Origin of the sequence: Janibacter sp. GXQ6167 (assembly GCF_041365945.1) — a bacterium.
In the GTDB taxonomy this organism is placed as follows: domain Bacteria; phylum Actinomycetota; class Actinomycetes; order Actinomycetales; family Dermatophilaceae; genus JBGFSK01.
On sequence record NZ_JBGFSK010000009.1, the window covers coordinates 1 to 23,178 of the forward strand.

Below are 23,178 nucleotides of genomic sequence, written 5' to 3' on the forward strand. Positions count from 1 at the left end.
TAGATGTTTAAAAACAACCCACAAAGGGATTGAAAACCTGACAACACAACAAACAACCAACGTTAAAAAACATTGTTGTCCATCGAGCAATCAAAGAAATAAACCCGCCGCCACACTAAAAAGCATGACAACGAGATAAAACTAGGCATCGATAATCATGACACGCTGTTGAGTTCTCAAAATTCGCACGTTACCTCGCGCTTGGCCTATCCGGGCCTCGTTTGGGGCAACTTCTCTAACTTACCACGCTCGCTTGGCCGGTTCAAACCGTCCTCATCGCGGGCGTGAGGCATCCACATCGTTTCCGTCATGGATGGTGTCTGCTCCGCTAAGGACCGGCCTTCTTGGTGCGACCTGCAAGGCCGCCGCTTGGTGTCCGTTCCTCCCTCACGGGCTGACGTTGCAGAACTATAGACACACCCTGGCCGGGACGACAAATCGGCGCCACCGGCAGGGTCAGCCGGTGGCGCCGATCGCCCGGATTACCGGGGATGTTGGCTCGTTAGGCGCGGGCAGCGGCGAGGTTTTTCCGACCGCGCCGAAGGATCGCGACCCGCCCGTGCAGGTAGTCCCCTTCGGCCATTCGGTAGCCCTCATCGGTGATCTTGGTGGACCCGATGGTGACGGCCCCCTCCCCCACGGCCCGGCGTGCGGCCTTCTTGGAGTCGACGAGTCCGACGGCCACCAGGGCATCGAGGATCGACGTGCCCGCCGGCACCTCGGCACCCGGGAGTTCTCGAGTCGCATCGAGGAGGGTCTGCTCGGTGAGGGCCGCGAGGTCCCCCTTCCCGAAGAGGGCGGCCGATGCCGCCTGAACCTGCTCGGTGGCTTCGGCTCCGTGGACCAAGGTGGTCACGTCGCTCGCCAGCGTGCGCTGGGCCGCGCGCTTGAAGGGTTCCTCGGCGACCTGACGCTCCAGCTCAGCGATCTCTGCGCGCGTGCGGTCGGTGAAGATCTTCAGCAGGGCGACGACGGAGGCGTCTTCGATGTTGAGCCAGTACTGGTAGAAGGCGTACGGGCTCGTCATCGTCGGGTCGAGCCAGACGGCGTTGCCCTCGGATTTGCCGAACTTGCGCCCGTGCGAGTCCGTGATCAGTGGGGTCGTGAGCGCGTGGGCGCTGCCGCCATCCACCCGATGGATCAGATCCGTGCCGGCGGTGATGTTGCCCCATTGATCCTGAGCGCCGGTTTGGAGGGTGCAGCCGTACCCGCGGTAGAGGTGCAGGTAATCCAGCGCCTGCAGGATCTGGTAGCTGAACTCCGTGTAGCTGATCCCCTGCTCGGACTCCAAGCGGGCGGCGACGGATTCCTTCTTGACCATCTGATTGACCCGGAAATGCTTGCCGTAATCGCGCAGGAAGTCCAGGGCGCTGATCGGCGCGGTCCAGTCGAGGTTGTTGACGAAGAGGGGCTCGGCGCCGTCGTCGGCGCTCAGGATCCGCCGCACCTGGACCGCGATCCGCTCGACGTCGGCCGCGGTCTGCTCCTTGGTCTTCAGCACCCGCTCGCTCGACGGGCGCGGGTCACCGATCAGCCCGGTCGATCCACCGACCAGGCCAATCACCTGGTGGCCCGCGCGCTGGAGGTGGCGCAGCACGATCAATTGGACGAGGTTGCCGAAGTGGAGGGACGGCGCGGTCGGGTCGAACCCGCAATACACCGTGATCGGGCCATCGGCGAGAGCCTCTCGCAGGGCGGCCTCATCGGTGGTCTGCGCCACCAGCCCTCGCCACTGCAACTCCTCGAAGATGTCGCTCACGGGTGTCCTCGTCCTTTCGGGTTCGCTCCACTCCCCGCGCTATCGCGGGTGCTGCTAAGCGTGCCACGACAAAGCGGTGGACGCTCCATCGCCCACCCGCAACGATGGCGCGGGTGACCCTCCACGCCCACGATGCCTCGATCGATGAGCACCTCATCCGAGCGCTGCTAACCGAGCAGTGGCCCGGCGGCGCCGATGCTTCCGTCCGCCTGTTGAGCACCTCGGGCACCGAGCACGTCGTCGCTCGGCTCGGCTCGGACCTCACCCTTCGGCTGCCCCGCAATGCCGACGCCGAGACCTCCCTTCGCAAGGAACTCCTCGGAGACGATCGGCTGCTGACCGGCCGATTGGTGCACGAGGCGGAGACGTCGGCGCGCGGGCCGAGGGGATCGAGGAGGTCTTGGACACCCTCGGCGATCGTCATGACGTGGCCGCGCTGCGAGCGGCGGTGGATCGAGGACGCGCCGCCCGCCCGTATCGCGGAGCTCCGGTGTTGCTCCATGCCGACCTCATCCCCGGCAACGTGCTCCATCGTCGTGGCGAGGTGGTGGGTCTGATCGACTTCGGCGCCTTGACGACGGGAGATCCCGCGTACGACCTCACCTGTGCCTGGTGAATCCTTGACCCTTCCGGACGCGCTGAGCTGCGCGAACGGCTGCAGTGCAGCGACGACGAATGGGCTCGCGGGCGGGCGCTGGCCGTCGTTCAAGGAGCCCTCGCCAGTTGGTACTACACGCCGAAAGCTCATCCGCTGGCGGCCCTCGGTGATCGGGCCTTGCGGGAGGCAGCGCGGTAGGGGCTCACCGTCGGGTCTGCCTCAATCCAAAAGCGCCACGGGTAGGACGCCTCGTCGCCGCCCGGACCGCTCACTCCCACGCGGGGCCCGGTGCGCACCCGCGAAGGGGGTCTCGGCGGTGGGGTGAGCTCCAGATCAGCGCCCTCCGCGAGGAGGTCCAGGCCATCGTGCGCGAGGCCGAGGCCAAGTGCTTGCCCGAGCCGTCCGGGACCGCGAGCCAGATCGCGCTCGGCCGGTGTGCTTCGCCGGCCACGCTCGCGTCGCTCGCGTGCGAGGCCAGCGCCCGCGATCACCTCGCCGGCCCGCAGGAGCACCGCGCCGGACGTTCCCCCTTCGTGCGCCACGATGTTCGCGCAGTGATGGATGCCATGCGAGAGGTAGACGTAGAGGCGCGCGGGCTCACCAAACATCGTGCCGTTGCGAGGGGTCGGACCGCGGTGAGCGTGCGACCCGGGATCCTCCCCTTCTCCTCGGTAGGCCTCAACTTCGGTGAGGCGTACCGCGACCTCGCCGGACCGGATCACCCAGCCGAGGAGTTCGGGGGCGACCACGACCGGGTCGCGCCCGAAGAAGGCTCGGTCCGCGGCGGTCACCGACACTGCGCCAGCATCACCGCGCGACGATCCGAGTCGCCGCCCACTCGCGCAGTTGTTCAGAGGACGCATGGGCGCTCGCGAGTTGCTCACGAACCCGCGCCGGCGCGGTCCCGCCCTTGGCATCACGGGAGGCCAACGAGCCGGGGACGGTAAGGACCGAGCGAACGCCCGGGTTCAGGTGCTCGCTGATGTCGGTGAGGTCGGTGTCGCTTAGATCCCACAACTCGATCCCGCGCCGTTCGCATTCGCGCACGCATGCTCCGGCGACCTCGTGGGCGATCCGGAAAGGCACGCCCTCACGCACCAGCCACTCGGCGATATCGGTCGCTAACGAGAAGCCCTGCGGGGCGAGCTGCTCCATCCGCTCGGTGTTAAAGACGAGCGTCCCGACCATCCCAGCGAAGGCGGGCAGCAGCAGTTCGAGCGAATCGATCGCGTCGAAGACCGGTTCCTTGTCTTCTTGGAGGTCGCGGTTGTAGGCGAGGGGCAGCGCCTTCAAGGTGGTGAGCAGCCCGGCGAGGTCGCCCACGACGCGGCCGGCCTTGCCCCGCGCCAACTCGGCGATATCCGGATTCTTCTTCTGCGGCATGATGCTCGACCCGGTCGAGTACGAGTCATCGAGGGTGACGAAGGAGAACTCCTTGGTCGCCCAGAGGATGACCTCTTCGGCGAGCCGGGAGATATCGACCGCGGTCATCGCTGTGACGAAGGCGAGTTCGGCGACGAAGTCGCGCGAGGCCGTCCCGTCGATGGAGTTCTCGACTGCACCGTCGAAGCCCAGGTCAGCGGCGACGGCCTCTGGGTCGAGCCCGAGCGAGGACCCAGCGAGGGCGCCCGACCCATAGGGCGAGTAGGCGGTGCGCTCGTCCCAGTCGACGAGGCGCTCGACATCGCGCAACAGCGGCCACACGTGCGCGAGCAGGTGGTGGCTGAGCAGCACCGGCTGGGCGTGCTGCAAGTGGGTCCGCCCGGGCATCGCCACCTCGACATGGCGTTCTGCCTGATCCAACAGGGCATCGACGACCCCGAGGATCTCCTCGGCGACGATCCGCGCATGATCGCGCAGATACATCCGAAAGAGCGTCGCGACCTGGTCATTGCGAGAGCGACCCGCTCGGATCCGCCCCCCGACCTCGGTCCCGGCTCGCTCGATCAGGCCACGCTCGAGCGCGGTGTGGACATCCTCATCGTCCTCCGCGGGGACAAATGCACCGGACTCGACGTCGGCGCGCAGCTGCTCAAGAGCGTCCAACATCGCGTCGCGGGTGACGTCGTCAAGGATGCCCGCCGCGTGGAGGACTCGCGTGTGCGCGCGCGATCCCGCGAGGTCGTAGGGCGCGAGGCGCCAGTCGAAGTGCGTGCTCTTCGACAGGGCCGCGAGGGCGTCGCTCGGACCTCCGGCGAAGCGGCCTCCCCAGAGGGCCACCCGCTCGGTGCGGCCGGTCGTGGGTGTGGGGTCGTTGACGGTCACGGGGAGATCTCCTGCTGCGTTGGTGGTCACGTGGTCGGGTCGGCTTGGTCGAGAAGCCAGGAGGCAAGGGCAGTGCCCGCGGACGCGCTCGCCGTCACGATCATGATCGTGTCGTCACCGGCGATGGTGCCGAGCACATCGGGTAGGCGCGCGTGGTCGAGCGCGGACGCGAGATAACCGGCGGCGCCGGGCGGGGTGCGCACGACGACGAGTTGCTCGCTCGCCTGGGCGGTGACGAGCAATTCCTCGCAGAGTCGGCGGAGGCGAGAAGACACTTCGGCTGGGTCGATCGGAGCGCGGGGGGTGCGGTCTCCCCCTTCGCCCGGGACGGCGTAGACCAGGGCCCGCCCGACCCTGACCTTCTCGGCGCCAAGGTCGAGCAGGTCCCGCGACAGGGTCGCCTGGGTGACCTCGATGCCGTCGCGCGCGAGCAACTCGAGCAACTCGGTCTGCGAGCGCACCGCGTGCTCGGCGAGGACCTCGACGATGCGGCTCTGCCGGCCCTGGCGCGAACTCGAAATCACCGGTCGTCCGCGTGCTCGAGCAGGAAGGCCATCAGCGCCTTCTGGGCATGGAGCCGGTTCTCCGCCTCATCCCAGACGACCGATTGAGGGCCATCGATGACATCGGCCGCGATCTCGTAACCACGATAGGCGGGCAGGCAGTGCAGCACGATCGCGTCGGCGGCGGCGTGGCGCAGGAGGTCACCGGTGACCGAGAAGGGGGCGAAGGGAGATCCCTCACCATGGCGGCCGTCCGCCTCGGCTTCCATCCCCATCGAGACCCAGGTATCGGTGGCAACAACATCGGCGCCGCTGACGGCGGCGATGGGGTCGTCGGTCACCTGGACCGAACCGCCGTGCTCGGCGGCTAGAGCCTCGGCCCGCGCAACCACAGCGGCACGGGGCCAGTGGTCTGCGGGGGTCCCGATCCGCACGTGCATCCCCGCGATCGCGCAGGCGAGCAGGTAGGAGTGGGCCATATTGTTCGCGCCGTCGCCGAGGTAGGTGAGGGTGAGGCCCGCGGTCTTGCCCTTGTGCTCGCGGACGGTGAGGAGGTCAGCGAGCAACTGGCAGGGGTGGTAGTCATCGGTGAGCGCATTGATCACCGGGACCCCGGCGTGCTCGGCCATCTGCTCCAGGCGCTCCTGCGCGAAGGTTCGCCAGACGATCATGCTCGCCTGGCGCCCGACGACGCGGGCGACATCGGCGACCGACTCGCGGGTGCCGATCTGGGCCAAGGTGCCATCGACGATCATCGGGTAGCCCCCGAGTTCGGCGATGCCGGTGGCGAAGGAGAGTTGGGTCCGCAGGGTCGGCTTGTCGAAGATGACCGCGACCGTCTGCGGTCCGGCAAGCGGCTGCTCGGCGGTGCGCGCCGCCTTCATCGCCGCGGCCCGCTCCAGGATCGCGGTCTGCTCGGCGGCGGTCAGGTCGTCGTCAGCGAGGAGGTGTCGCAGCGTCATGAGGCTTCCTTGGTGGTAGCGGCGTCGAGGATCGCGGGCAGGGCCGCGGTGAAGGTGCTGAGTTCTTCGGCGGTGACGACGAGCGGTGGCGCGAGCCGCAGGGCATCGGGCGCGGGCGCGTTGATGATGAACCCGGCGTCGCGAGCCGCGGCCACTACGGCGGGCGCGATGGGCTCGGCGAGGGTAATCGCGCGAAGCAGGCCAAGCCCCCGCACGCCGGTGATGAGGGGATGACCCAACGCCAGGACCTCTTCCGCGAGGTGGTCCCCGAGCTCGACGGCGCGACCCATCAGGTCGTCGCGCTCGATGGTGTCTAAGACGGTGAGGGCCGCGCGGCAGGCGAGCGGGTTACCGCCGAAGGTGGAGCCGTGCTGTCCGGGCCCGAGCAGTCCTGCGATCTCCGGGCCAAAAGCGACGAGTGCGCCGATCGGCACGCCGCCGCCCAGACCCTTCGCGAGGGTCATCAGGTCCGGGCGGACCCCCTTGGGCAGCAACTGCTGCCACGCGAACCAGGTGCCGGTGCGGCCCACCCCGGTCTGGATCTCGTCAAGGATCATCAGGGCGCCGCTGTCGTCGGCGATTTCGCGCACCCCGGCCAGGTACCCATCGGGAGCGGGGATGACCCCCGCCTCGCCGAGGATCGGCTCCACCAAGATGGCCCCGGTGTCGTCGGTGACCGCGGCCCGCAAGGCATCGAGATCGCCGAAGGGGACGTGCGACACCCCACCGAGGAGCGGCTCGAAGGGGGTGCGGTACGCCTCCTTCCAGGTGACGGCAAGCGCGCCGGTCGTGCGGCCATGGAAGGCGCCCTCGACCGCGACGATGCCCGGGCGCCCCGTCCGACGCGCGACCTTCAAGGCCGCTTCGATCGCCTCGGACCCGCTATTGCCGAAGAAGACGCCGGAGCCGGGTGGGGCATCGGCGCGCGCGAGGATCGCCTCGGCGGCGCCAATCTGCGCGGTGGTGGTGAAGAAATTGGAGATGTGCAGCAGGCGACCGGCCTGGTTGCGAATCGCCTCGACCAACGCGGGGTGCGCGTGCCCGAGGGCGTTGACCGCGATCCCACCGAGCAGGTCGAGATAGCGGGTGCCTTCGACGTCCCAGACATACGCGCCGTCACCGTGGTCGAGCACCAGGCTCGGGTCTCCGAAGACGGTGATGTAACTGGCGCGGTAACGCTCGATCAGGGCCTGCGCCTCGGTCAGCTCACTCATGGCCCGCTCCGGGGTCGGCGATGGTGTCGGGCACGATCATGGTCCCGATCCCTTCGCTCGTGAAGACTTCGAGCAGCATCGAGTGAGGTTGGCGTCCGTCGACGACGTGGGCCTGGGGCACCCCTTCGTCGACCGCGCGAATGCAGGCCTGGAGCTTCGGGATCATCCCCGAATCCACTCGCGTGAGCAGTTCACGAGCGCCCGAGACGCTGAGTTGAGAGAGCAGCGAGTCGCGATCCGGCCAGTTCGCGTAGACCCCTTCGACATCGGTCAGCACGACGAGTTTGTGCGCACCCAGGGCGGCAGCCAGGGCGGCGGCGGCGGTGTCGGCGTTGACGTTGAGGACCTGGCCCTCTTCGTCGAGGTCTGGCGCGATCGTCGAGACCACCGGGATGCGGCCCGCATCGAGGATGTCGAGCACGGCGGACGGGTTGACGGTCACGACGTCCCCGACGAGGCCGATGTCGTGGTGAACGCCGTCGATGTCCACGCCGTGGCGGCGAGCGCCGAAGAGGCCAGCGTCTTCACCGGAAAGACCAACGGCGATCGGCCCGTGCTGGTTGAGCAGCCCGACGAGTTCGCGGCCGACCTGACCGGTCAGGACCATCCGCACGACCTCCATGACCTCGGGAGTCGTCACCCGAAGCCCGGCCTTGAACTCGCTCACCAGCCCCAGCCGCGAGAGCATCGCCTTGATTTGAGGACCGCCGCCGTGGACGACGACCGGCCGCAGCCCCGCGAACCGGAGGAAGGCGATGTCCTGCGCGAAGGCGGCCTTCAAGGAATCGTCGGTCATCGCATTGCCGCCGTACTTCACGACGACGAGGGCGCCGCGGAAACGCTCCAGCCAGGGCAGCGCCTCGACGAGCGTGGTCGCCTTCTGGTGCGCGACGCGCAGCGCGGCCGCATCGATCGCGCCGCGAAGGGAGGGTGCAGGGGTGGGCTGAGTGCTCATGGCTTAGCGAATGGTCCTCACGCGTCAGGTGGAGTAGGCGGAGTTCTCATGGACATAGTCGTGGGTGAGGTCATTCGTCCAGACCGTGACCTCGCTTGAGCCGGCGTGCAGGTCGATCTCGACCGTGACCTCGCGCCCGGCGAGGCTGACGAGCGATCGGTCCTCTCCGACTCCTCCGGCGCGGCACACCTGGACCCCGTTCATCGTCACGTCGAGTTGATGCGGGTCGAACACGGCGCGGGTGGTCCCGACGGCCGCGAGCACGCGGCCCCAGTTCGGATCCTCGCCGAAGATCGCGCACTTGAAGAGGTTGTTGCGGGCGACCGCGCGAGCCACCTCCAGCCCATCGTCTTCGTTGGCGGCACCCGTCACGGTGATCGCGACGTCGTGCTTGGCACCCTCGGCATCGCCGATTAGCTGGCGCGCGAGATCGGCGCACACCTCGGTCACTGCGGTGGTGAGTTCGGCGCGGTCGACCTCGACGCCGCTCGCGCCACTGGCGAGCAGCACGACGGTGTCGTTCGTGGATTGGCAGCCGTCGGAGTCGACCCGATCGAAGGTCACCCGGCAGGCCGAACGCAGCGCCTCGTCGAGCTCCTCTGAGCTCGTGACGACGGCATCGGTGGTGACCACCACGAGCATGGTGGCCAAGGCCGGAGCGAGCATGCCCGCCCCCTTCGCCATGCCGCCGACCGACCATCCCTCCCCGGCAGACTCGGCGGTCTTGGCGACGGTGTCGGTGGTCATGATCGCCGTGGCAGCATCGACACCCCCTTCGGCGGTCAGCTCGGCGGCGGCCCGGTCGACGCCCGGGAGCAGCTTGTCCATCGGCAGCAATTCACCGATCAGCCCGGTGCTGCAGACGACGACATCGCCGGCCGAGATCCCGAGGACGTCCGCGGCGTGCTCGGCAGTGCGATGCGTGTCGAGGAAGCCCTGCGCCCCCGTGCACGCATTCGCACCACCGGAGTTGAGCACGACCGCGTCGGCCCGGCCGTCGGCGACGACCTGCCGCGACCACGTCACGGGGGCGGCCTCGACCCGGTTGGAGGTAAAGACCGCAGCGGCGTGCCGAGTGGGTCCGTCGTTGACGACGACGGCGAGGTCCGGGCGGCCACTGGCCTTCAGGCCAGCGGTCACGCCAGCGGCGCGAAAGCCGGCAGGGGTCGTAACGCTCATGGTGTCCGTTCCTGTCGGTTACGGGGCGGTGCCGACGAGCGGCAGGCCGGTGGTTTCGGGCAACCCCATCGCGAGGTTAAGGCACTGGAGTGCGGCCCCGGCCGTGCCCTTGGTCAGATTGTCGATCGCGGCGATGGCGATCACCCGGCCGACGCGCTCGTCGAGGGTGACTTGCACCTGCACGAGGTTCGAGCCAAGGACATCGCTCGTACGGGGCCACTGGCCCTCGGGGAGCAGGTGCACGCACGCCTCTTCGGCATAGGCCTGCTCCCACGCGGCCCGAACCGACTGCGCGTCAGCGTCATTCGCTACCCGCGCCGAGCACGTGGCGAGGATGCCCCGCGGCATCGGCGCCAAGGTTGGGGTGAAGGAGACGCGCACCGTCGATCCGCTGGCCGCGGAGAGGTTCTGCTCGATCTCGGGGGTGTGCCGGTGCACCCCGCCCACACCGTAGGGAGACATCGCCCCCATCACCTCCGAGCCGAGGAGGTGGGGCTTGAGCGATTTACCGGCACCAGAGGTCCCGCTTGCGGCGACGACGGTGATGTCGCCGCCCTCAATCACCCCGCTCGCCAGGCCGGGCGCGAGCGCCAGACTGACCGCCGTCGGATAACAGCCCGGCACCGCGATCCGGCGGGCCCCGCGAAGAGCCTCACGGGCCTTCACTCCCCCGGCGCCGACGAGTTCGGGCATCCCGTAGGGCCAACTTCCGGCGAAGGGAGTGTCGTAGAAGGTGGTCCAGTCACCCTCGTCACGAAGGCGGAAATCGGCGCCGCAGTCGATCACTGCGACGTCATCGCCGAGCTGTTCGGCGATCGCTGCCGAGTGTCCGTGCGGCAGCGCGAGGATGACCGCATCGTGGTCGGCCAGCACCTGCGCCTCGGTCGCGTCCAAAACCCGCTCGGCCACGGGGGCGAGGTGGGGCATCAGATCCCCATATCGCGCCCCGGCGTTGCCCGCCGCCGTCAGCGCACCGATCTCGACCTCGGGGTGGCCAAGGAGGAGACGAACGGCTTCGGCACCGGCATACCCGCTGGCTCCCGCCACAGCGACTCGCATCATGCGCATGATCATACATGGGGACGTACACCCATACAGAAGGTGGCTGAGCGGTCGTCTACAGTGACGTTCGTGAGCGTCGTCGTGCCGTCCCCTCGTGTGGACGGCTTCGACGCCGCTCGCGCCGTCGCGATTCTCGCCATGATCGAGGCGCACACCAACCCAGGTCTTGGGCCCCTCGATCTGATGGTCGAATACACCGCCGCGCCACTCTTCGCGGTCCTCATGGGCGTCGGGCTCGCGTGGTCGCGGCAGCGCGGCTCTCGGCGGGACCTGCTCATTGGGGCGATGGTACGCGGCCTCGTCCTGATCGCGTTGGGGGTGGCCCTGGAGCAACTCGGTGCGCCGGTGGTCGTGGTTCTCGTCCCCCTCGGCCTCGCTACCATCATCACGGGGGCGGTGCTCGCCGCGAGCCGCGACCTGAGCGAGGGGGTCGCCCTCACGCTGTGGGCAACCACTCCAGGATTAGCACAGTCGGCGATGGCCCGCGCGTCCAATTCGAACCCGGTCGGCAGCTGGCTTCTGGAGACCACCTTTTATGGCACCGCCTACCGCGTTACGACCTTCGTAGCGCTAGCGGCGCTCGGTGCCTCGTTGGCGTGGCTCGCCACGGCATCGGTTCGCCGGATATCCCTCGTGACGGCGGTCGCGGTAAGCGTGCTCGCGGTCATCGCCTTCGGTCAATGGGCCGACCTCTGGGACGCGACGGCCTATGGCTGGGATCGAGCCAGCGTGGCGTCGACCGCCGCCATCGCCACGATCATCATCACCGTCTGCCTGCTTGCTGGGCGCGCTTCGCCGCAGCTGATTCGCGGCCTAGCGGTGCCCGGCGCGATGGCCTTGACCATCTACGTGCTGCACGTCGCGACGATGGCCTGGTATCTCCGGATCAACCCCGGGTGGCCGGTGAACGCGCCGCTGATGTGGTTGATCTCGACCCTCGCAGCGATCGCCCTGCCCTGGGGATGGTGGGCCATCGTCGGGCCCGGCAGGTGGCGGCGGGGGCCGATCGAAGGCGCGGTCGACGGCGTCGTTGCCGCCGCCCGTCGCTAGCGCTGGGTCGCTCCGACCGCCTTCTTCGCCGACTCGACCGCAGCGTCCCGCAGGGCGCTGACCTCGGAGGTCTTCAGGGTGCGCTCCGCGGAGCGGAACGCGAGCCGGTAGGCCACCGACACCTGGTCGGAGCCGATCTGCTCCCCGTCGTAGATGTCGAAGAGAGCGACCGACTCGAGGTCGTCACCGGCGCCGGCGCGAAGAGCCGCCTCCACCTCTGCCGCCGAGACCGATCGGTCGACCACGAGCGCGACATCGGTGAGCGCGACCGGGTAGTTCGACAATGGTTTGGCCGGGACCGGCTCACCACTGACCTCGATCAGCAGGTCGAGGTCGAGTTCACCGGCAACCGTGCGGGCCGGCAACGACGCCGCGGCCACCACCTTCGGGTGGAGTTCACCGACGTGGCCTACCACCCGGCCATCGGCCAACGTCAGCGCGGCGCACCGACCCGGGTGATAGGGCATGACCTCGGCCTGGCGCGGGGTGAGGGTGACGGCCAGCGCTTCGCCGATCCCGGTCGCGAGTTCGATGACATCGGAGAGGTCGGCCGCGCGTCCCGGACCCCACCACCCGGCGCGGTCGCGGTCGCCGGTGAGGGCGAAGGCGACATGGCGCGGCTGAGGGGGCACGGCGGCATGGATGGCGTGGAGCGTCTGGTCGTCCGGGTGCACCCCGACCTCGACGGTCGGAGCGGACGTCTGCTCACCATCGCGTTCGATCACCAGACCGATCTCGAAGAGGCCGACATCCTTCGCTCCGCGCGAGACATTGCGACGGAGGTCATCGACCAGGGTCGTGAGCAGTCGGGTGCGTAGCAATGGCTGCTCGTCGGAGAGCGGGTTGGCGATCCGGACGGTGCGCGCCGCTTCACCGGGGACATCGAGACCTAAAGAGGCGTGCTGGTCGTCCCCGACGAAGGGGGCGCTCCACACCTCGAAGAGGCCACGCGCGGCGAGGACCTCGGCGACCAGTCGACGGACCCGCTGACCATGGGTGAGGCCGGCGCCGCCGGGTGGGGTCGGGAGCACCGACGGAATCCGGTCGTAACCATCGATCCGGGCGACCTCTTCGACGAGGTCCTCACCCGTGCGCAGGTCGGGACGCCACGTGGGCGGGGTGACGGTGAGGTTGTCGCCGGAGCGCTCGAGCGTGCATCCGATCTCGCGCAGGATCCGCTCGACCGTCGCGTCGTCGTAGTTCACTCCGATGATCCGCGACGGCAGGCCGATCGGCATCGTGACCTGAGCGGGCGGCGTCGGCTCGCCCGCATCGGTGACGCCATCGTCGGGCGTGCCACCGCCGTACTCGACGAGCAGCTCGACCGCCAGCTGGGCCGCCGCCGCGGCGAGGTCGGTGTCGACGCCGCGCTCGAAGCGGCGGGAGGCCTCAGACGGCAACTTGTGACGACGCGCCGAGCGGGCGATGGTCACCGGGTCGAAGTGAGCGGCTTCGATGAGCACATCGGTCGTCGCTTCGCTCACTTCGGAGTCCTCGCCGCCCATGACTCCGGCGATCGCGAGCAGCCGCTCCCCACCGTCGGTGATCATCAGGTCCTCGGGAGAGAGCGCTCGATCGACATCGTCCAAGGTGGTGAGGCGCTCGCCGGAGCGGGCGCGGCGCACCACGATCGGGCCGTCGAGGGTCGCGAGGTCGAAGGCGTGGAGCGGTTGACCCAGCCCGAGCATCACGTAGTTGGTGACGTCGACCGGGAGGGAGATCGGGCGCATCCCGGCCTCGCCGAGACGCATGGCCATCCAGTCGGGAGTGGGGGCGCTTACATCGATCCCCCGCACGATCCGAGCGACGTACCGGTCGCAGCCGACCCTGCCGCGGATCGGAGCGTCGTCGGTCAAGACCACCTCATACCCGGCGTCGTTGGCCGCCGGAGCGCGCTCGCGCAGGGCGAGGACGGGATCGGAGAGGGTCGCACCCGTCGAGTGCGAATACTCCCGGGCAATGCCCCGCACCGAGAAGCAGTAGCCACGGTCAGGGGTGACATTGACCTCGACCGTCTCACGGTCCAGGCCGAGCAGCGGGATCGCGTCCTGGCCGGGGGTCAACTCGTCCGCGTCGGGCCGGTCGCTCAAGACGAGGATGCCGTCGTGGTCCTCGCCGATCCCCAGCTCGAGGGTGGAGCAGATCATGCCGGCCGAGATGTGGCCGTAGGTCTTGCGGGCCGAGATCTCGAAGCCGCCGGGCAGCACGCCCCCGGGGAGGATCACCACGACGAGGTCGCCAGGCGCGAAGTTGTGTGCGCCGCAAACGATCCCCTGCGGCTCCCCGGTGCCATTGGCGTCACCGACATCGACGGTGCACCAATTGATCACCTTGCCGTTCTTTTGCGGCTCCGGCTCCATCGTGAGGACCCGCCCGATCACGAGCGGCCCGGTCACATCACCGGAATACAGCCCCTCTTCCTCCAGGCCGACCCGCACGAGCGCGGCGGCGATCTCCTCGCCGCGGGCCGCCGGCGGGACCGCCACGTACTCGCGCAGCCAGTCAACCGGTACCCGCATTTAAATCTCCATCCCGAACTGTGCGTCGAAGCGCACGTCGCCTTCGATCATTTCGCGCATGTCGGACACCCCGGTCCGGAACATCAGCGCCCGGTCAATCCCCATTCCGAACGCGAATCCGGTGTACCGGTCGGGGTCGACGCCGACCGCGGTCAGCACATTGCGGTTGACCATGCCGCAGCCACCCCACTCGATCCAGCCGGTCCCCTTGCAGGTGCGGCAGTTGGGGTCCTTGCCCAGACAGACGAAGCAGCGCAGGTCCATCTCCGCGCTCGGCTCGGTGAAGGGGAAGAAGGATGGGCGAAGGCGGGTCGTCACCCCTTCGCCGAACAACTCGGTAGCGAGCCGATCGAGGGTGCCCTTGAGGTGCGCCATCGTGATGCCTTCATCGACCGCGAGACCTTCGACTTGGTGGAAGGCGGGCATGTGGGTCGCGTCGAGTTCGTCGGTGCGAAAGACCCGCCCGATCGCGGCGATGTAAAGAGGGACGCCACGCTCGAGCATTGCGCGGGCCTGCACCGGTGAGGTGTGCGTGCGCATCACGAGCCCGGTGTCCGCGGGCTCGACATAGAAGGTGTCTTGCATCTGGCGGGCCGGGTGATCGGCGTCGAAGTTCAGCGCGTCGAAGTTGAACCACTCGGCCTCGACCTCGGGTCCCTCGGCGACCTCCCAACCCATCCCGACGAAGAGGTCGGCGATGCGCTGCGACATCAACTCGATCGGGTGGCGCCGGCCGAGCGGGCGGCGGGCGACCGGTGCCGTGACGTCGACGGCTTCCTCGATCAGGATGCGCGCATCGCGTTCGGCCTCGAGCTCGCTCTGGCGCGCCGAGAAGGCTTGGCTCACGCGCCCTCGGGCCTGACCTACGCGCTTGCCGGCTTCGGCCTTGGCGCTCGGCGGCAGCGCACCGATCTCGCGGTTGGCGAGGGCCAGCGGCGACTTATCGCCCTGGTGAGCGGGACGCAGGGCCTTCAACTGCTCGAGGCTGTTCGCCTCGGCCACGGCGGCGAGAGCAGCCTCCAGCGCGGCGTCGACGGTCGCCGGATCCAGCGCGGCGACCTCGACCGGGTCGTAGTTTGTGTTCGGTCCAGACATCGGGCCCAAGTGTAGGGGCTCCGCTTGGCGGACCGGCGGGGCCATCCGAGCTGCGCGCTAAGGGTGCGGTCGTGATCGAGACGTGAGTCTGCACGATCGGGTCGCTGCGCCCGCCGTTGCCACCTCAACCAGGCGTAACCGATCAGCCCCAGGCCACTGATAAAGAGGACCGGCGAGCCGAGCAACACCAAGAACTCAAACGTGGTGCTCGTGCTGGCCCCGCCCGCCTCCAGACGGTTGATCTCATCCCCACCAAGGACCGCAGTGTTGTACCAAAGGAACGCGCCGACGCCAGCGACGGCGAGCACGACACCCACAAGCGCGAGATAGCGCGTCGACGCTCTGGTTGACATGCCAGTCACCCTAGCCCCTACGCGCGGACCGGGCCCCCCTTCACAGTGCGTGAGGCTACAGCGAGGCACAAAACCCCGACTGCCAGTGCGGCAAGCGGCCAGAGCGCGCCCGAGGGGCTGAGGAGCCGCGGAAGGGAGATCACCTGGAGGTCCCATGGGGCTACGCCTCGCCACGAGGACGCGAGTGTGGGGGATGCTGTCAGCGCGATGAGGGCGCAGCCAAGGCAGGCGAGGACCAGGCCGAACGGATGGTGCGACAGGATCCCAGCCACGGCTGGCTGACGACGAGGCCTTGCGGCCCCCCAAGCCACAAGGCCAGCGGGAACCGCAGCAATCAGTGCCACTCCTGCCCGAGTCGCTCCGTCTCCGCTTCCTCCGTACAGCGCGCCTGCAGCGAAGGTCAGGCCACCTAACGCCGCACCCGCCCACGGATGCCATGAACTGGGCGCCAACCCCACCCACAGTCCGAGCGGAACGACCACTGCTCCCAGTCCCGTCACGATGGGTGAGTAGGACGCAAATGCCGACTCGACGTCGCCAAACTGGGCGGCGGTGGAGGCGAGGCCGAGCAGGGTCATCCCCGCCAGCGCTGCCGCGCCGAGGGCTAAGGGCGATCGTCGCGTGGATTCGATATGACTCATGGGCTCGACCTCATCGGGGTAGGAGGATCACCATGGTCCCACTCGATCCCATCGCTTCCTTGACTGATTCCAGATTACTTGCGACGATGAAACCGTTATGAGCACTGCCCTAACCGACCACGATGCCCGCGCCCTCTTGCGCGAGCACGCGCTGCGCGTGACCGCCCCGCGGGTCGCGGTGTTGCTCGAGTTGCACGACCATCCGCACGCGGACGTCGAGACCATCACCCGCGCCGCGCGCTCGCGCCTTGGCACGGTCTCGACGCAGGCGATCTATGACGTCCTTGCGGTTCTGAGCAAAGCGGCGCTCGTGCGCCGCGTGGAACCGGCTGGCTCACCGGCCCGTTTCGAGTTGTATGCGGGCGATAACCATCACCACATCGTCTGCCGCGTCTGCGGCACAATTGCCGATGTTCCATGTGCCGTTGGCGCCCGCCCATGTTTGGACCCCGCTCAAAACCACGGCTTCGACGTTGACGAGGCCGAGGTGACCTACTGGGGCATCTGCCCTGACTGCAGGTAACAACCAACCGAAGGAGCACCACGTCAATGTCGACCAACCCCACCCCCTTCGAAATCGACCGAGACGGCCAGACCGAGGCCACCGGTCAGTCGACCGCCGTCAACGGCGCTCCCACCGAAAGTGACCGCAATAGCCTCTCGGTCGGCAGCAACGGTCCGCTGCTGCTCCACGACCACCACCTGGTCGACACCCTCGCTCACTTCAACCGCGAGAACGTCCCCGAGCGCCGTCCGCACGCCAAGGGTGCCGGTGCCTTCGGTGAGTTCGAGGTGACCGGGGATGTCAGCAAGTACACCAAGGCCGCCGTTTTCCAGCCGGGCACCAAGACCCGGATGCTGGCCCGTTTCTCCACCGTCGCCGGTGAGCTCGGCTCCCCCGACACCTGGCGGGACGTGCGCGGGTTCGCCCTGCGCTGGTACACGACCGAGGGCAACCTCGACCTCGTCGGCAACAACACCCCCGTCTTCTTCGTGCGCGACCCCATGAAGTTCCCCCACTTCATCCGCAGCCAGAAGCGCCTTCCGGACTCGGGCCTGCGCGACGCGACGATGCAGTGGGACTTCTGGTCGCTGAACCCGGAGTCGGCCCACCAGGTCACCTACCTTATGGGCGACCGCGGACTGCCCTTCACCTGGCGCAACATGAACGGCTACGGCTCGCACACCTACATGTGGGTCAACGCCGAGGGTGAACGGTTCTGGGTCAAGTACCACTTCCACACCGACCAGGGCGTGCAGCACCTGACGGGTGAGGCCGCCGAGCAGCTCGCCGGCAAGGACGCCGAATTCCACCGCCGCGACCTCTTCGACGCCATCGCCCGGGAGGACTACCCGAGCTGGACGATGTCGGTGCAGGTCATGCCCTACGAGGACGCGAAGACGTACCGCTACAACCCCTTCGACCTCACCAAGGTGTGGCCGCACAGCGACTACCCGCTGATCCCGGTCGGCACGATGACTCTGAACGAGAACCCGGCCAACTTCTTCGCCCAGATCGAACAGGCCGCCTTCGCACCGAGCAATGTGGTGCCGGGTGTCGGCTTCTCCCCCGACAAGATGCTGCTCGGCCGCGTCTTTGCCTACGCCGACGCTCACCGCGCTCGGATCGGCACCAACTTCCACCAGTTGCCGGTCAACCAGCCGGTCGTTCCGGGTGTCAACCACTACGCCTTCGACGGCAACATGGCCTACACCCACACCGGCAACGCTCCGGTCTACGCCCGCAACAGCTTCGATCGCCAGTGGGCCGACGAAGAGGGCGCGGTCGACGCCGGGTGGGAGTCCGACGGCGAGATGGTGCGCTCGGCGTACACCCTCCACGCCGAGGACGATGACTTCGGCCAGGCCGGTGCTCTCGTGCGCGAGGTCTGGGATGACGCGGCTCGTGATCGCTTCGTCGAGACCGTCGTCGGGGCTCTCGGTGGGGTGACCGATGACGGCGTGCTGGAGCGTTCGCTGCAGTACTGGAAGAACGTCGACGCCGACACCGGTAAGCGCATCGAAGAGGGTGTGCGAGCCAACGCCGAAGGGGGCCCGGTGCCTGGCTCGGAGCCGGAGCGGGCCGAGGAGAGCGCCGAGCACTTCGCCGAGACGGGTCACAGCGCGCACCCGAAGGGCTAAGGCTCCCGCCACATCCCGTGGCCATCAGCCCAATGGGCCCTGTCTGCAGCGGTCAGCTCGCTGCGGACGGGGCCCATTGCGGTTACCCGCTTTGGACCGGCAACGAGACCGTAAGGAGCGCCCCGCCGCCCGCGGAAGACCCAATCTCGACGGTGCCGTTGTGCGCTTCGGCGAGCCCCTTGACGACATAGAGGCCAAGGCCCGTGCCCCCTCGGCCACCACGCCAGAAACGGGCGAAGGCCATGTGCCACATCGCTTCTGGGATGCCTGGGCCATGATCGGCGACCCGGATCACGTGATGACTCTCATCGCGGGTCACGCTGATCTCGATCGGCGGGTCTCCATGCCGGACGGCATTGTCGAGCAGGTTGGTGAGGATGCGGTCGAGGCCATCGGGGTCGGCGTGCAGGACCTCGGCATCGGGGGCGATCGACACCGTGATCGCCGACAAATCAAAGCCCGTCGCCTCAATACGCCGGATCGTCCCCTCGATCGCCTCCGAGGCAGGGATGGGAAGGGGGTGAGCTTGCTGGCGGCCCGAATCGATCCGGGCCACCTCGAGCAGTTCGGTGATGAGTCGGGTGACCCGCCCGGCATCGGTCTCGATCGTGCGCACCATGAGTTGCTTTTGACTGTCGGTGAGCTCGTCCCAGTGCCGCAGCATCGCTGAGGAGAAGCCGTGCACCCCTGACAGCGGCGCGCGCAGTTCGTGGGCGACCGTCGAGATCAGCGCGGCCTGGTCGGCCTCGGCTCGGAGGCGCTGCTCCGCACCGCGCAGCCCAAGCAGGACCCCCTGCACCGAGCGCTTCGGCCCGGCGCGCAGGTAGCGGGCGGTCACGAGGATCTGGCGGCCGTTCGGAGCAAGGAGCAGCAGCTCGCGGTGACCGCTCACGATCGTGAGGGCTCGCCAGGGATCGAGTTCTTTCCAGTACTCCCGCCCGGCGCTATCGCGCAGATCGAACACCTCAGAGGTGGGGTGCCCCACGAGATCCTCGGCCTTCATCCCAAGGATCTGTTCGGCCCGCAGGTTCACCATCTCGACCGCGAGGTTGGGGCCTACCGCGACCAATCCGTCGGGCAACATCGTGGTCGCCTGCTGGATCATGTCCTGCGGCAGCTGAGCCGCCTCCAGCGGATGGAGCCGCTCGGACCCGTCGGGCGACACCGTCCTACCCCTTCGCCGTCGCCGACGACCGCTGGACTCGCGCGGACGTATAGAGGCACACCGTGCTGGCCATCGCGAGATTTAACGACTCGGCCAGCCCGTAGATGGGTACCCGGATCGCACCATCGCAGGCGTGGAGTGTTTCCGGGGTCAGCCCCCACGCCTCGTTACCCATCACCCAGGCATGCGCGCCGTCAAGATCGGCATCGTCGACAAGCACCGAGCCGCTCCCATCCGCGGCCCAGGTGCGGATCCCTTCATCGCGGAGCCGACCGATGGTCTCGAGCACCGGCAGCCCGGTCGCGATCGGGAGGTGGTGGATCGACCCTGCTGTCGAACGAACGACCTTGGGCGAGGTGACATCGACCGATTCGTCGCTGATCAAGACGGCATCGGCTCCGGCGGCATCGGCGGCGCGGATCACGGTCCCGAGATTGCCGGGATCGCGCACATGGGTCAAGAAGACGAGGAGCCGTGGACGATCGGTAATGATCTCCTCGAACGTGGCGGGCGCCCAGGTACTGACCGCAACAAGGCCTTGCGGTGTGGTCGCATCACACATCGCCGCGAGCACCTCGTCGCTCGCCTCGTGCACGTACACCCCCTTCTCGCGCGCCGCGGTGATGATCGATTCGTACCGATCGGCTGCTGCGGGGGTGGTGTAGAGATCGACGACGTCATCGGGGGCGAGCCGCACCGCTTCGCGCACTCCTTGCGGACCTTCGATCAGGATGCGTCCGGTCCGGGTACGCGTCGAGCGCCGGGCGAGCGACGCCACCGACTTGACCCGATCACTTCTCGGGTTGGTCAGCACATCGCTCTCCCGGCGCTCGAAGGTGCCTCACGCAAGGTCGTGAGGCGAGGTGTCCCTAGGCCGTCTGGGCCGGGACGTTCGCCTTGGCGATCTCGACGAGCGCGGCGAACGCGGCCTCGTCGTTCACCGCGAGCTCGGCGAGCATCCGACGGTCGACCTCGACCTCGGCGGCGCGCAGACCCTGGATGAAGCGGTTGTAGGTCATGCCGTTGGCGCGGGCGCCGGCGTTGATCCGCTGGATCCAAAGGCGGCGGAAGTCGCCCTTGCGAGCGCGGCGGTCCCGGTAGCTGTAGCCGAGGCTGTGGGTGACCTGCTCCTTGGCCTTGCGGTACAGGCGCGAGCGCTGCCCCCGGTAACCGCTGGCGCGCTCGAGAACAACCCGGCGCTTCTTGTGGGCGTTAACCGCCCGCTTCACGCGTGCCACGTGAGTACTCCTTTAAATCGAAATTCGTGCTGTCAGTGGGCGAAGAGGGCTCAGCGGCCGAGGAGGCGCTTGACCTTCTTGGTGTCGGCCGCGGACAGCTCGACGTCACTGGCGAGACGACGCGCGTGCTGCGGGGTCTTCTCGTGGAACTTGTGGACGTGGTTGGCGCGCTGGCGCATGATCTTGCCCGAGCCGGTGACCCGGAAGCGCTTCTTGGCACCGCTGTGCGTCTTGTTCTTCGGCATGACGCCGATCTCCTTACGTTTTGCGTAACTGGTTCGTGGGGGGCGAGAGCGTTGATCTCGCCCTGAGGAGGCTCAAGCCTCCTGCTCGACCTGCTCGGTCTCCTCGACACGCTCGACCTGCTCGGCGTCGCGCTGTTCCTTCTTGCGACGCTGCTGGGCGCGGGCTTCGGACTTCTTCTTCGTCGGACCGAGGACCATGATCATGTTTCGGCCGTCCTGCTTCGGCGCCGACTCGACGAAGCCGAGTTCGGCGACATCCTCAGCGAGGCGCTGGAGAAGCCGGAAGCCGAGTTCGGGTCGAGACTGCTCGCGACCGCGGAACATGATCGTCACCTTGACCTTGTCCCCCGCCGAGAGGAAGCGCTCGACGTGGCCCTTCTTGGTGCCGTAGTCGTGCGCGTCGATCTTCGGCCGGAGCTTGATCTCCTTGATGACCGTGTTGACCTGGTTCTTACGGGCCTCGCGGGCCTTCATGGCGGCTTCGTACTTGTACTTGCCGAAGTCCATGAGTTTGGCGACGGGAGGCTTGGCCATCGGGGCGACCTCGACCAGGTCGAGATCTGCCTCTGCGGCGAGCCGGAGGGCGTCCTCCACACGGACGATGCCGACCTGCTCCCCGTTGGGCCCAACCAGCCGCACCTCGGGGACACGGATGCGGTCGTTAATGCGGGGATCGCTGATGTGGTGCTCCTTAGCTCAAGTGGTCATTCGCTTCTGGGGCCGGTCTCCGACGAGAAAAGGCCCCTCGCCATCAACGCGAGGAGCCTTCACACCTGTTCCCATGGGTTCACGGCAGGCGAAGGGGGAATCGCGTGACACCAGCGAACTGGTCCCACGGCGTCCTTCGGCCGCGACCCGTTGGACCCGGCGATCTGTGGTGGCGATCGACGCGGGTGGGAGATCAGGCTCCTCTTGCACTGCGCGCATTCGTCATGCGGATGAGCGCAGTCGGTCAAGCGATCACGATACCAGCCGCCCTGGAAGGGGGCGAAATCGGCCGCGGCCGGATCAGGCCGCGAGGACCTCGGTGCGCGCCGAGGTTGCCGCCCCACGCCGGCGCCGCCGGGCGTTCACCACAATCGCCGCGATCGCGATCACGAGCGCGACGACGGACACCGCGATGAACCCGGCACCGGAACCGTAGTGGTCGATCGCGACCCCGGCGACCGGCGCCCCGAGCGCGGATCCACCGGTGATCGCCGATCCGTGCCATCCCATCGCCTCGCCGCGGGCGCGCGCTGGGACGAGGTGGCTCAGCTGCTCGGTCGTCGACGTCAGCGTGGGCGCGCAGAAGAAGCCACAGATGAAGAGCAGGACCGCCGCGACCGGAACATTGGTGGCGAGGGCGACCGGGATCGTCGTGGCTGCGAGCGCGAAGAGCAGGTAATGCGACGGGATGGACCGCGAGAGCATCCCATAGAGCAGACCACCGACGAGGGAGCCCGCCGCCCAGATCGCCATCGCGATCGCGACAGCCGAGGCGGCACCGATCTCGCGCATATGGGCAACGATCCCGACGTCGGTTCCGGCGAGCACAATCGCGCTCGCTGCCACCACGGCAAAGACGGCGACGACGGCCGGGGACAGCCACGCGGAGGTACGAATCGGCGTGGTCTCCAGGCGGTCCTCGCGCGCCATCAACGGTGGGTTCAGCAGCCACAGTGCGCTGGCTCCGGCGATCGCTCCCCACATGACCGCGACAAGCACGTAGCGGGTGTCAAAGCTGGCTGCCGCGATCACGCCAACGGCCGGGCCGATCATGAAGGCAATTTCGGTCGCGACCGAGTCCAGCGACAGGGCGCTGCGGCGACGCTCGATCGGCGTCGCGTGAAGGATCATCTGGCGGATGATGCCCCAGATCGGGACCTGGAAGAGCCCCCCGATCAGGGCCGCGCCAACCAGGAACCAGTACGAGAGGAAGGGCGCGATGCTCCAGAGCACCGCGAGGATCACCAAGGACGGGGCGACCGTGCGGCGCAGCCCCTTGCGGTCCAAGAGCCGGCCACGCCACGGACCACTGATCGCAAGGCCCAACGTGCTCGCCATCGCGACGAGTCCTGCGGCGCCGTAACTGTGCCCGAGATGGGTCACCACATGCATCGTGAGGACCATGAAGGTCGCCGACAGCGGCAGGCGAAGGGCGATGCTGAGGATCAAGGCGTGGCGCACCTGCGGAATGCGCAACACGTCGCGGTAAGGCTCGAAGGTCACCAGGCCAATAGTGACCCTAAGG

The 23,178-nt window shown here is 68.0% G+C and carries 22 protein-coding genes; 4 read left to right on the forward strand and 18 right to left on the reverse strand.

Features of this window, described 5'->3' with window-relative positions:
* Positions 1 to 502: 502 nt before the first annotated feature.
* Positions 503 to 1,759 (reverse strand): tyrosine--tRNA ligase, encoded by a 1,257-nt coding sequence (gene tyrS / locus AB8K43_RS12780; protein ID WP_370894597.1) that lies wholly within the window; start codon positions 1,757 to 1,759, stop codon positions 503 to 505.
* Between the two features lie 167 nt (positions 1,760 to 1,926).
* Positions 1,927 to 2,115: a hypothetical protein gene (locus AB8K43_RS12785; RefSeq protein ID WP_370894598.1), complete on the reverse strand. Its 189-nt coding sequence runs from the start codon at positions 2,113 to 2,115 to the stop codon at positions 1,927 to 1,929.
* 92 nt (positions 2,116 to 2,207) lie between these two features.
* Here AB8K43_RS12785 and AB8K43_RS12790 point away from each other — a divergent pair, with 92 nt between their 5' ends.
* Complete coding sequence (locus AB8K43_RS12790; protein ID WP_370894712.1) at positions 2,208 to 2,375, forward strand: phosphotransferase; 168 nt, start codon at positions 2,208 to 2,210, stop codon at positions 2,373 to 2,375.
* A gap of 128 nt (positions 2,376 to 2,503) precedes the next feature.
* On the opposite strand, the gene AB8K43_RS12795 is transcribed toward AB8K43_RS12790, so the two are convergent.
* Genes AB8K43_RS12795 through argC form a run of 8 tightly spaced genes read right to left on the reverse strand, consistent with a single transcriptional unit; the run spans position 2,504 to position 10,497 of the window.
* Entirely contained in the window at positions 2,504 to 3,154 is a 651-nt protein-coding gene (locus tag AB8K43_RS12795; protein ID WP_370894599.1) for a DNA-3-methyladenine glycosylase, read from the reverse strand.
* A gap of 10 nt (positions 3,155 to 3,164) precedes the next feature.
* Positions 3,165 to 4,622 (reverse strand): argininosuccinate lyase, encoded by a 1,458-nt coding sequence (gene argH, locus AB8K43_RS12800; RefSeq protein ID WP_370894600.1) that lies wholly within the window; start codon positions 4,620 to 4,622, stop codon positions 3,165 to 3,167.
* A gap of 26 nt (positions 4,623 to 4,648) precedes the next feature.
* On the reverse strand, positions 4,649 to 5,146 hold the full coding sequence (locus tag AB8K43_RS12805) for an arginine repressor (protein ID WP_370894601.1): 498 nt from the start codon (positions 5,144 to 5,146) through the stop codon (positions 4,649 to 4,651).
* Positions 5,143 to 6,087 (reverse strand): ornithine carbamoyltransferase, encoded by a 945-nt coding sequence (argF, locus tag AB8K43_RS12810; RefSeq protein ID WP_370894602.1) that lies wholly within the window; start codon positions 6,085 to 6,087, stop codon positions 5,143 to 5,145. Before argF ends, AB8K43_RS12805 begins: the two co-directional genes overlap by 4 nt.
* Positions 6,084 to 7,301 carry an acetylornithine transaminase gene (locus AB8K43_RS12815; protein WP_370894603.1) on the reverse strand — a complete coding sequence of 406 codons (1,218 nt, stop codon included), beginning with the start codon at positions 7,299 to 7,301 and terminating at the stop codon, positions 6,084 to 6,086. The genes argF and AB8K43_RS12815 overlap by 4 nt, the downstream gene beginning before the upstream one ends.
* Complete coding sequence (gene argB / locus AB8K43_RS12820) at positions 7,294 to 8,256, reverse strand: acetylglutamate kinase (protein ID WP_370894604.1); 963 nt, start codon at positions 8,254 to 8,256, stop codon at positions 7,294 to 7,296. The genes AB8K43_RS12815 and argB overlap by 8 nt, the downstream gene beginning before the upstream one ends.
* Positions 8,257 to 8,280: 24 nt before the next feature.
* The gene (argJ, locus tag AB8K43_RS12825) at positions 8,281 to 9,435 is read right to left on the reverse strand and encodes a bifunctional glutamate N-acetyltransferase/amino-acid acetyltransferase ArgJ (protein WP_370894605.1); all 1,155 of its coding nucleotides are present in this window, start codon (positions 9,433 to 9,435) and stop codon (positions 8,281 to 8,283) included.
* 18 nt (positions 9,436 to 9,453) lie between these two features.
* Positions 9,454 to 10,497 (reverse strand): N-acetyl-gamma-glutamyl-phosphate reductase, encoded by a 1,044-nt coding sequence (gene argC, locus AB8K43_RS12830; protein WP_370894606.1) that lies wholly within the window; start codon positions 10,495 to 10,497, stop codon positions 9,454 to 9,456.
* 69 nt (positions 10,498 to 10,566) lie between these two features.
* On the opposite strand from argC, the gene AB8K43_RS12835 reads away from it, so the two are divergent.
* On the forward strand, positions 10,567 to 11,547 hold the full coding sequence (locus AB8K43_RS12835) for a hypothetical protein (protein WP_370894607.1): 981 nt from the start codon (positions 10,567 to 10,569) through the stop codon (positions 11,545 to 11,547).
* Here the strand turns inward: AB8K43_RS12835 and pheT are convergent.
* Together pheT and pheS are read right to left on the reverse strand one after the other, a co-directional pair.
* Complete coding sequence (gene pheT, locus AB8K43_RS12840) at positions 11,544 to 14,066, reverse strand: phenylalanine--tRNA ligase subunit beta (RefSeq protein ID WP_370894608.1); 2,523 nt, start codon at positions 14,064 to 14,066, stop codon at positions 11,544 to 11,546. The two genes, AB8K43_RS12835 and pheT, sit on opposite strands and share 4 nt — an antisense overlap.
* The gene (gene pheS / locus AB8K43_RS12845) at positions 14,067 to 15,161 is read right to left on the reverse strand and encodes a phenylalanine--tRNA ligase subunit alpha (protein WP_370894609.1); all 1,095 of its coding nucleotides are present in this window, start codon (positions 15,159 to 15,161) and stop codon (positions 14,067 to 14,069) included.
* 1,091 nt (positions 15,162 to 16,252) lie between these two features.
* Here pheS and AB8K43_RS12850 point away from each other — a divergent pair.
* Both AB8K43_RS12850 and AB8K43_RS12855 read left to right on the forward strand, forming a co-directional pair.
* Entirely contained in the window at positions 16,253 to 16,678 is a 426-nt protein-coding gene (locus tag AB8K43_RS12850) for a Fur family transcriptional regulator (RefSeq protein WP_370894610.1), read from the forward strand.
* Between the two features lie 26 nt (positions 16,679 to 16,704).
* Positions 16,705 to 18,297 carry a catalase gene (locus AB8K43_RS12855; protein WP_370894611.1) on the forward strand — a complete coding sequence of 531 codons (1,593 nt, stop codon included), beginning with the start codon at positions 16,705 to 16,707 and terminating at the stop codon, positions 18,295 to 18,297.
* A gap of 82 nt (positions 18,298 to 18,379) precedes the next feature.
* Here the strand turns inward: AB8K43_RS12855 and AB8K43_RS12860 are convergent, their stop codons facing one another.
* The 6 genes from AB8K43_RS12860 to AB8K43_RS12885 form a co-directional block, all read right to left on the reverse strand.
* Positions 18,380 to 19,462 carry an ATP-binding protein gene (locus AB8K43_RS12860; protein ID WP_370894612.1) on the reverse strand — a complete coding sequence of 361 codons (1,083 nt, stop codon included), beginning with the start codon at positions 19,460 to 19,462 and terminating at the stop codon, positions 18,380 to 18,382.
* A gap of 4 nt (positions 19,463 to 19,466) precedes the next feature.
* Positions 19,467 to 20,276, reverse strand: a complete 810-nt coding sequence (locus tag AB8K43_RS12865) for a TrmH family RNA methyltransferase (protein WP_370894613.1) — start codon at positions 20,274 to 20,276, stop codon at positions 19,467 to 19,469.
* Positions 20,277 to 20,331: 55 nt separating this feature from the next.
* Positions 20,332 to 20,700 (reverse strand): 50S ribosomal protein L20, encoded by a 369-nt coding sequence (gene rplT / locus AB8K43_RS12870; RefSeq protein WP_370894614.1) that lies wholly within the window; start codon positions 20,698 to 20,700, stop codon positions 20,332 to 20,334.
* Positions 20,701 to 20,750: 50 nt separating this feature from the next.
* Positions 20,751 to 20,945 (reverse strand): 50S ribosomal protein L35, encoded by a 195-nt coding sequence (gene rpmI, locus AB8K43_RS12875; protein WP_370894615.1) that lies wholly within the window; start codon positions 20,943 to 20,945, stop codon positions 20,751 to 20,753.
* Positions 20,946 to 21,017: 72 nt separating this feature from the next.
* Complete coding sequence (gene infC, locus AB8K43_RS12880; RefSeq protein WP_370894713.1) at positions 21,018 to 21,626, reverse strand: translation initiation factor IF-3; 609 nt, start codon at positions 21,624 to 21,626, stop codon at positions 21,018 to 21,020.
* A gap of 327 nt (positions 21,627 to 21,953) precedes the next feature.
* Positions 21,954 to 23,156 carry an MFS transporter gene (locus tag AB8K43_RS12885; protein WP_370894616.1) on the reverse strand — a complete coding sequence of 401 codons (1,203 nt, stop codon included), beginning with the start codon at positions 23,154 to 23,156 and terminating at the stop codon, positions 21,954 to 21,956.
* Positions 23,157 to 23,178 lie beyond the last annotated feature (22 nt).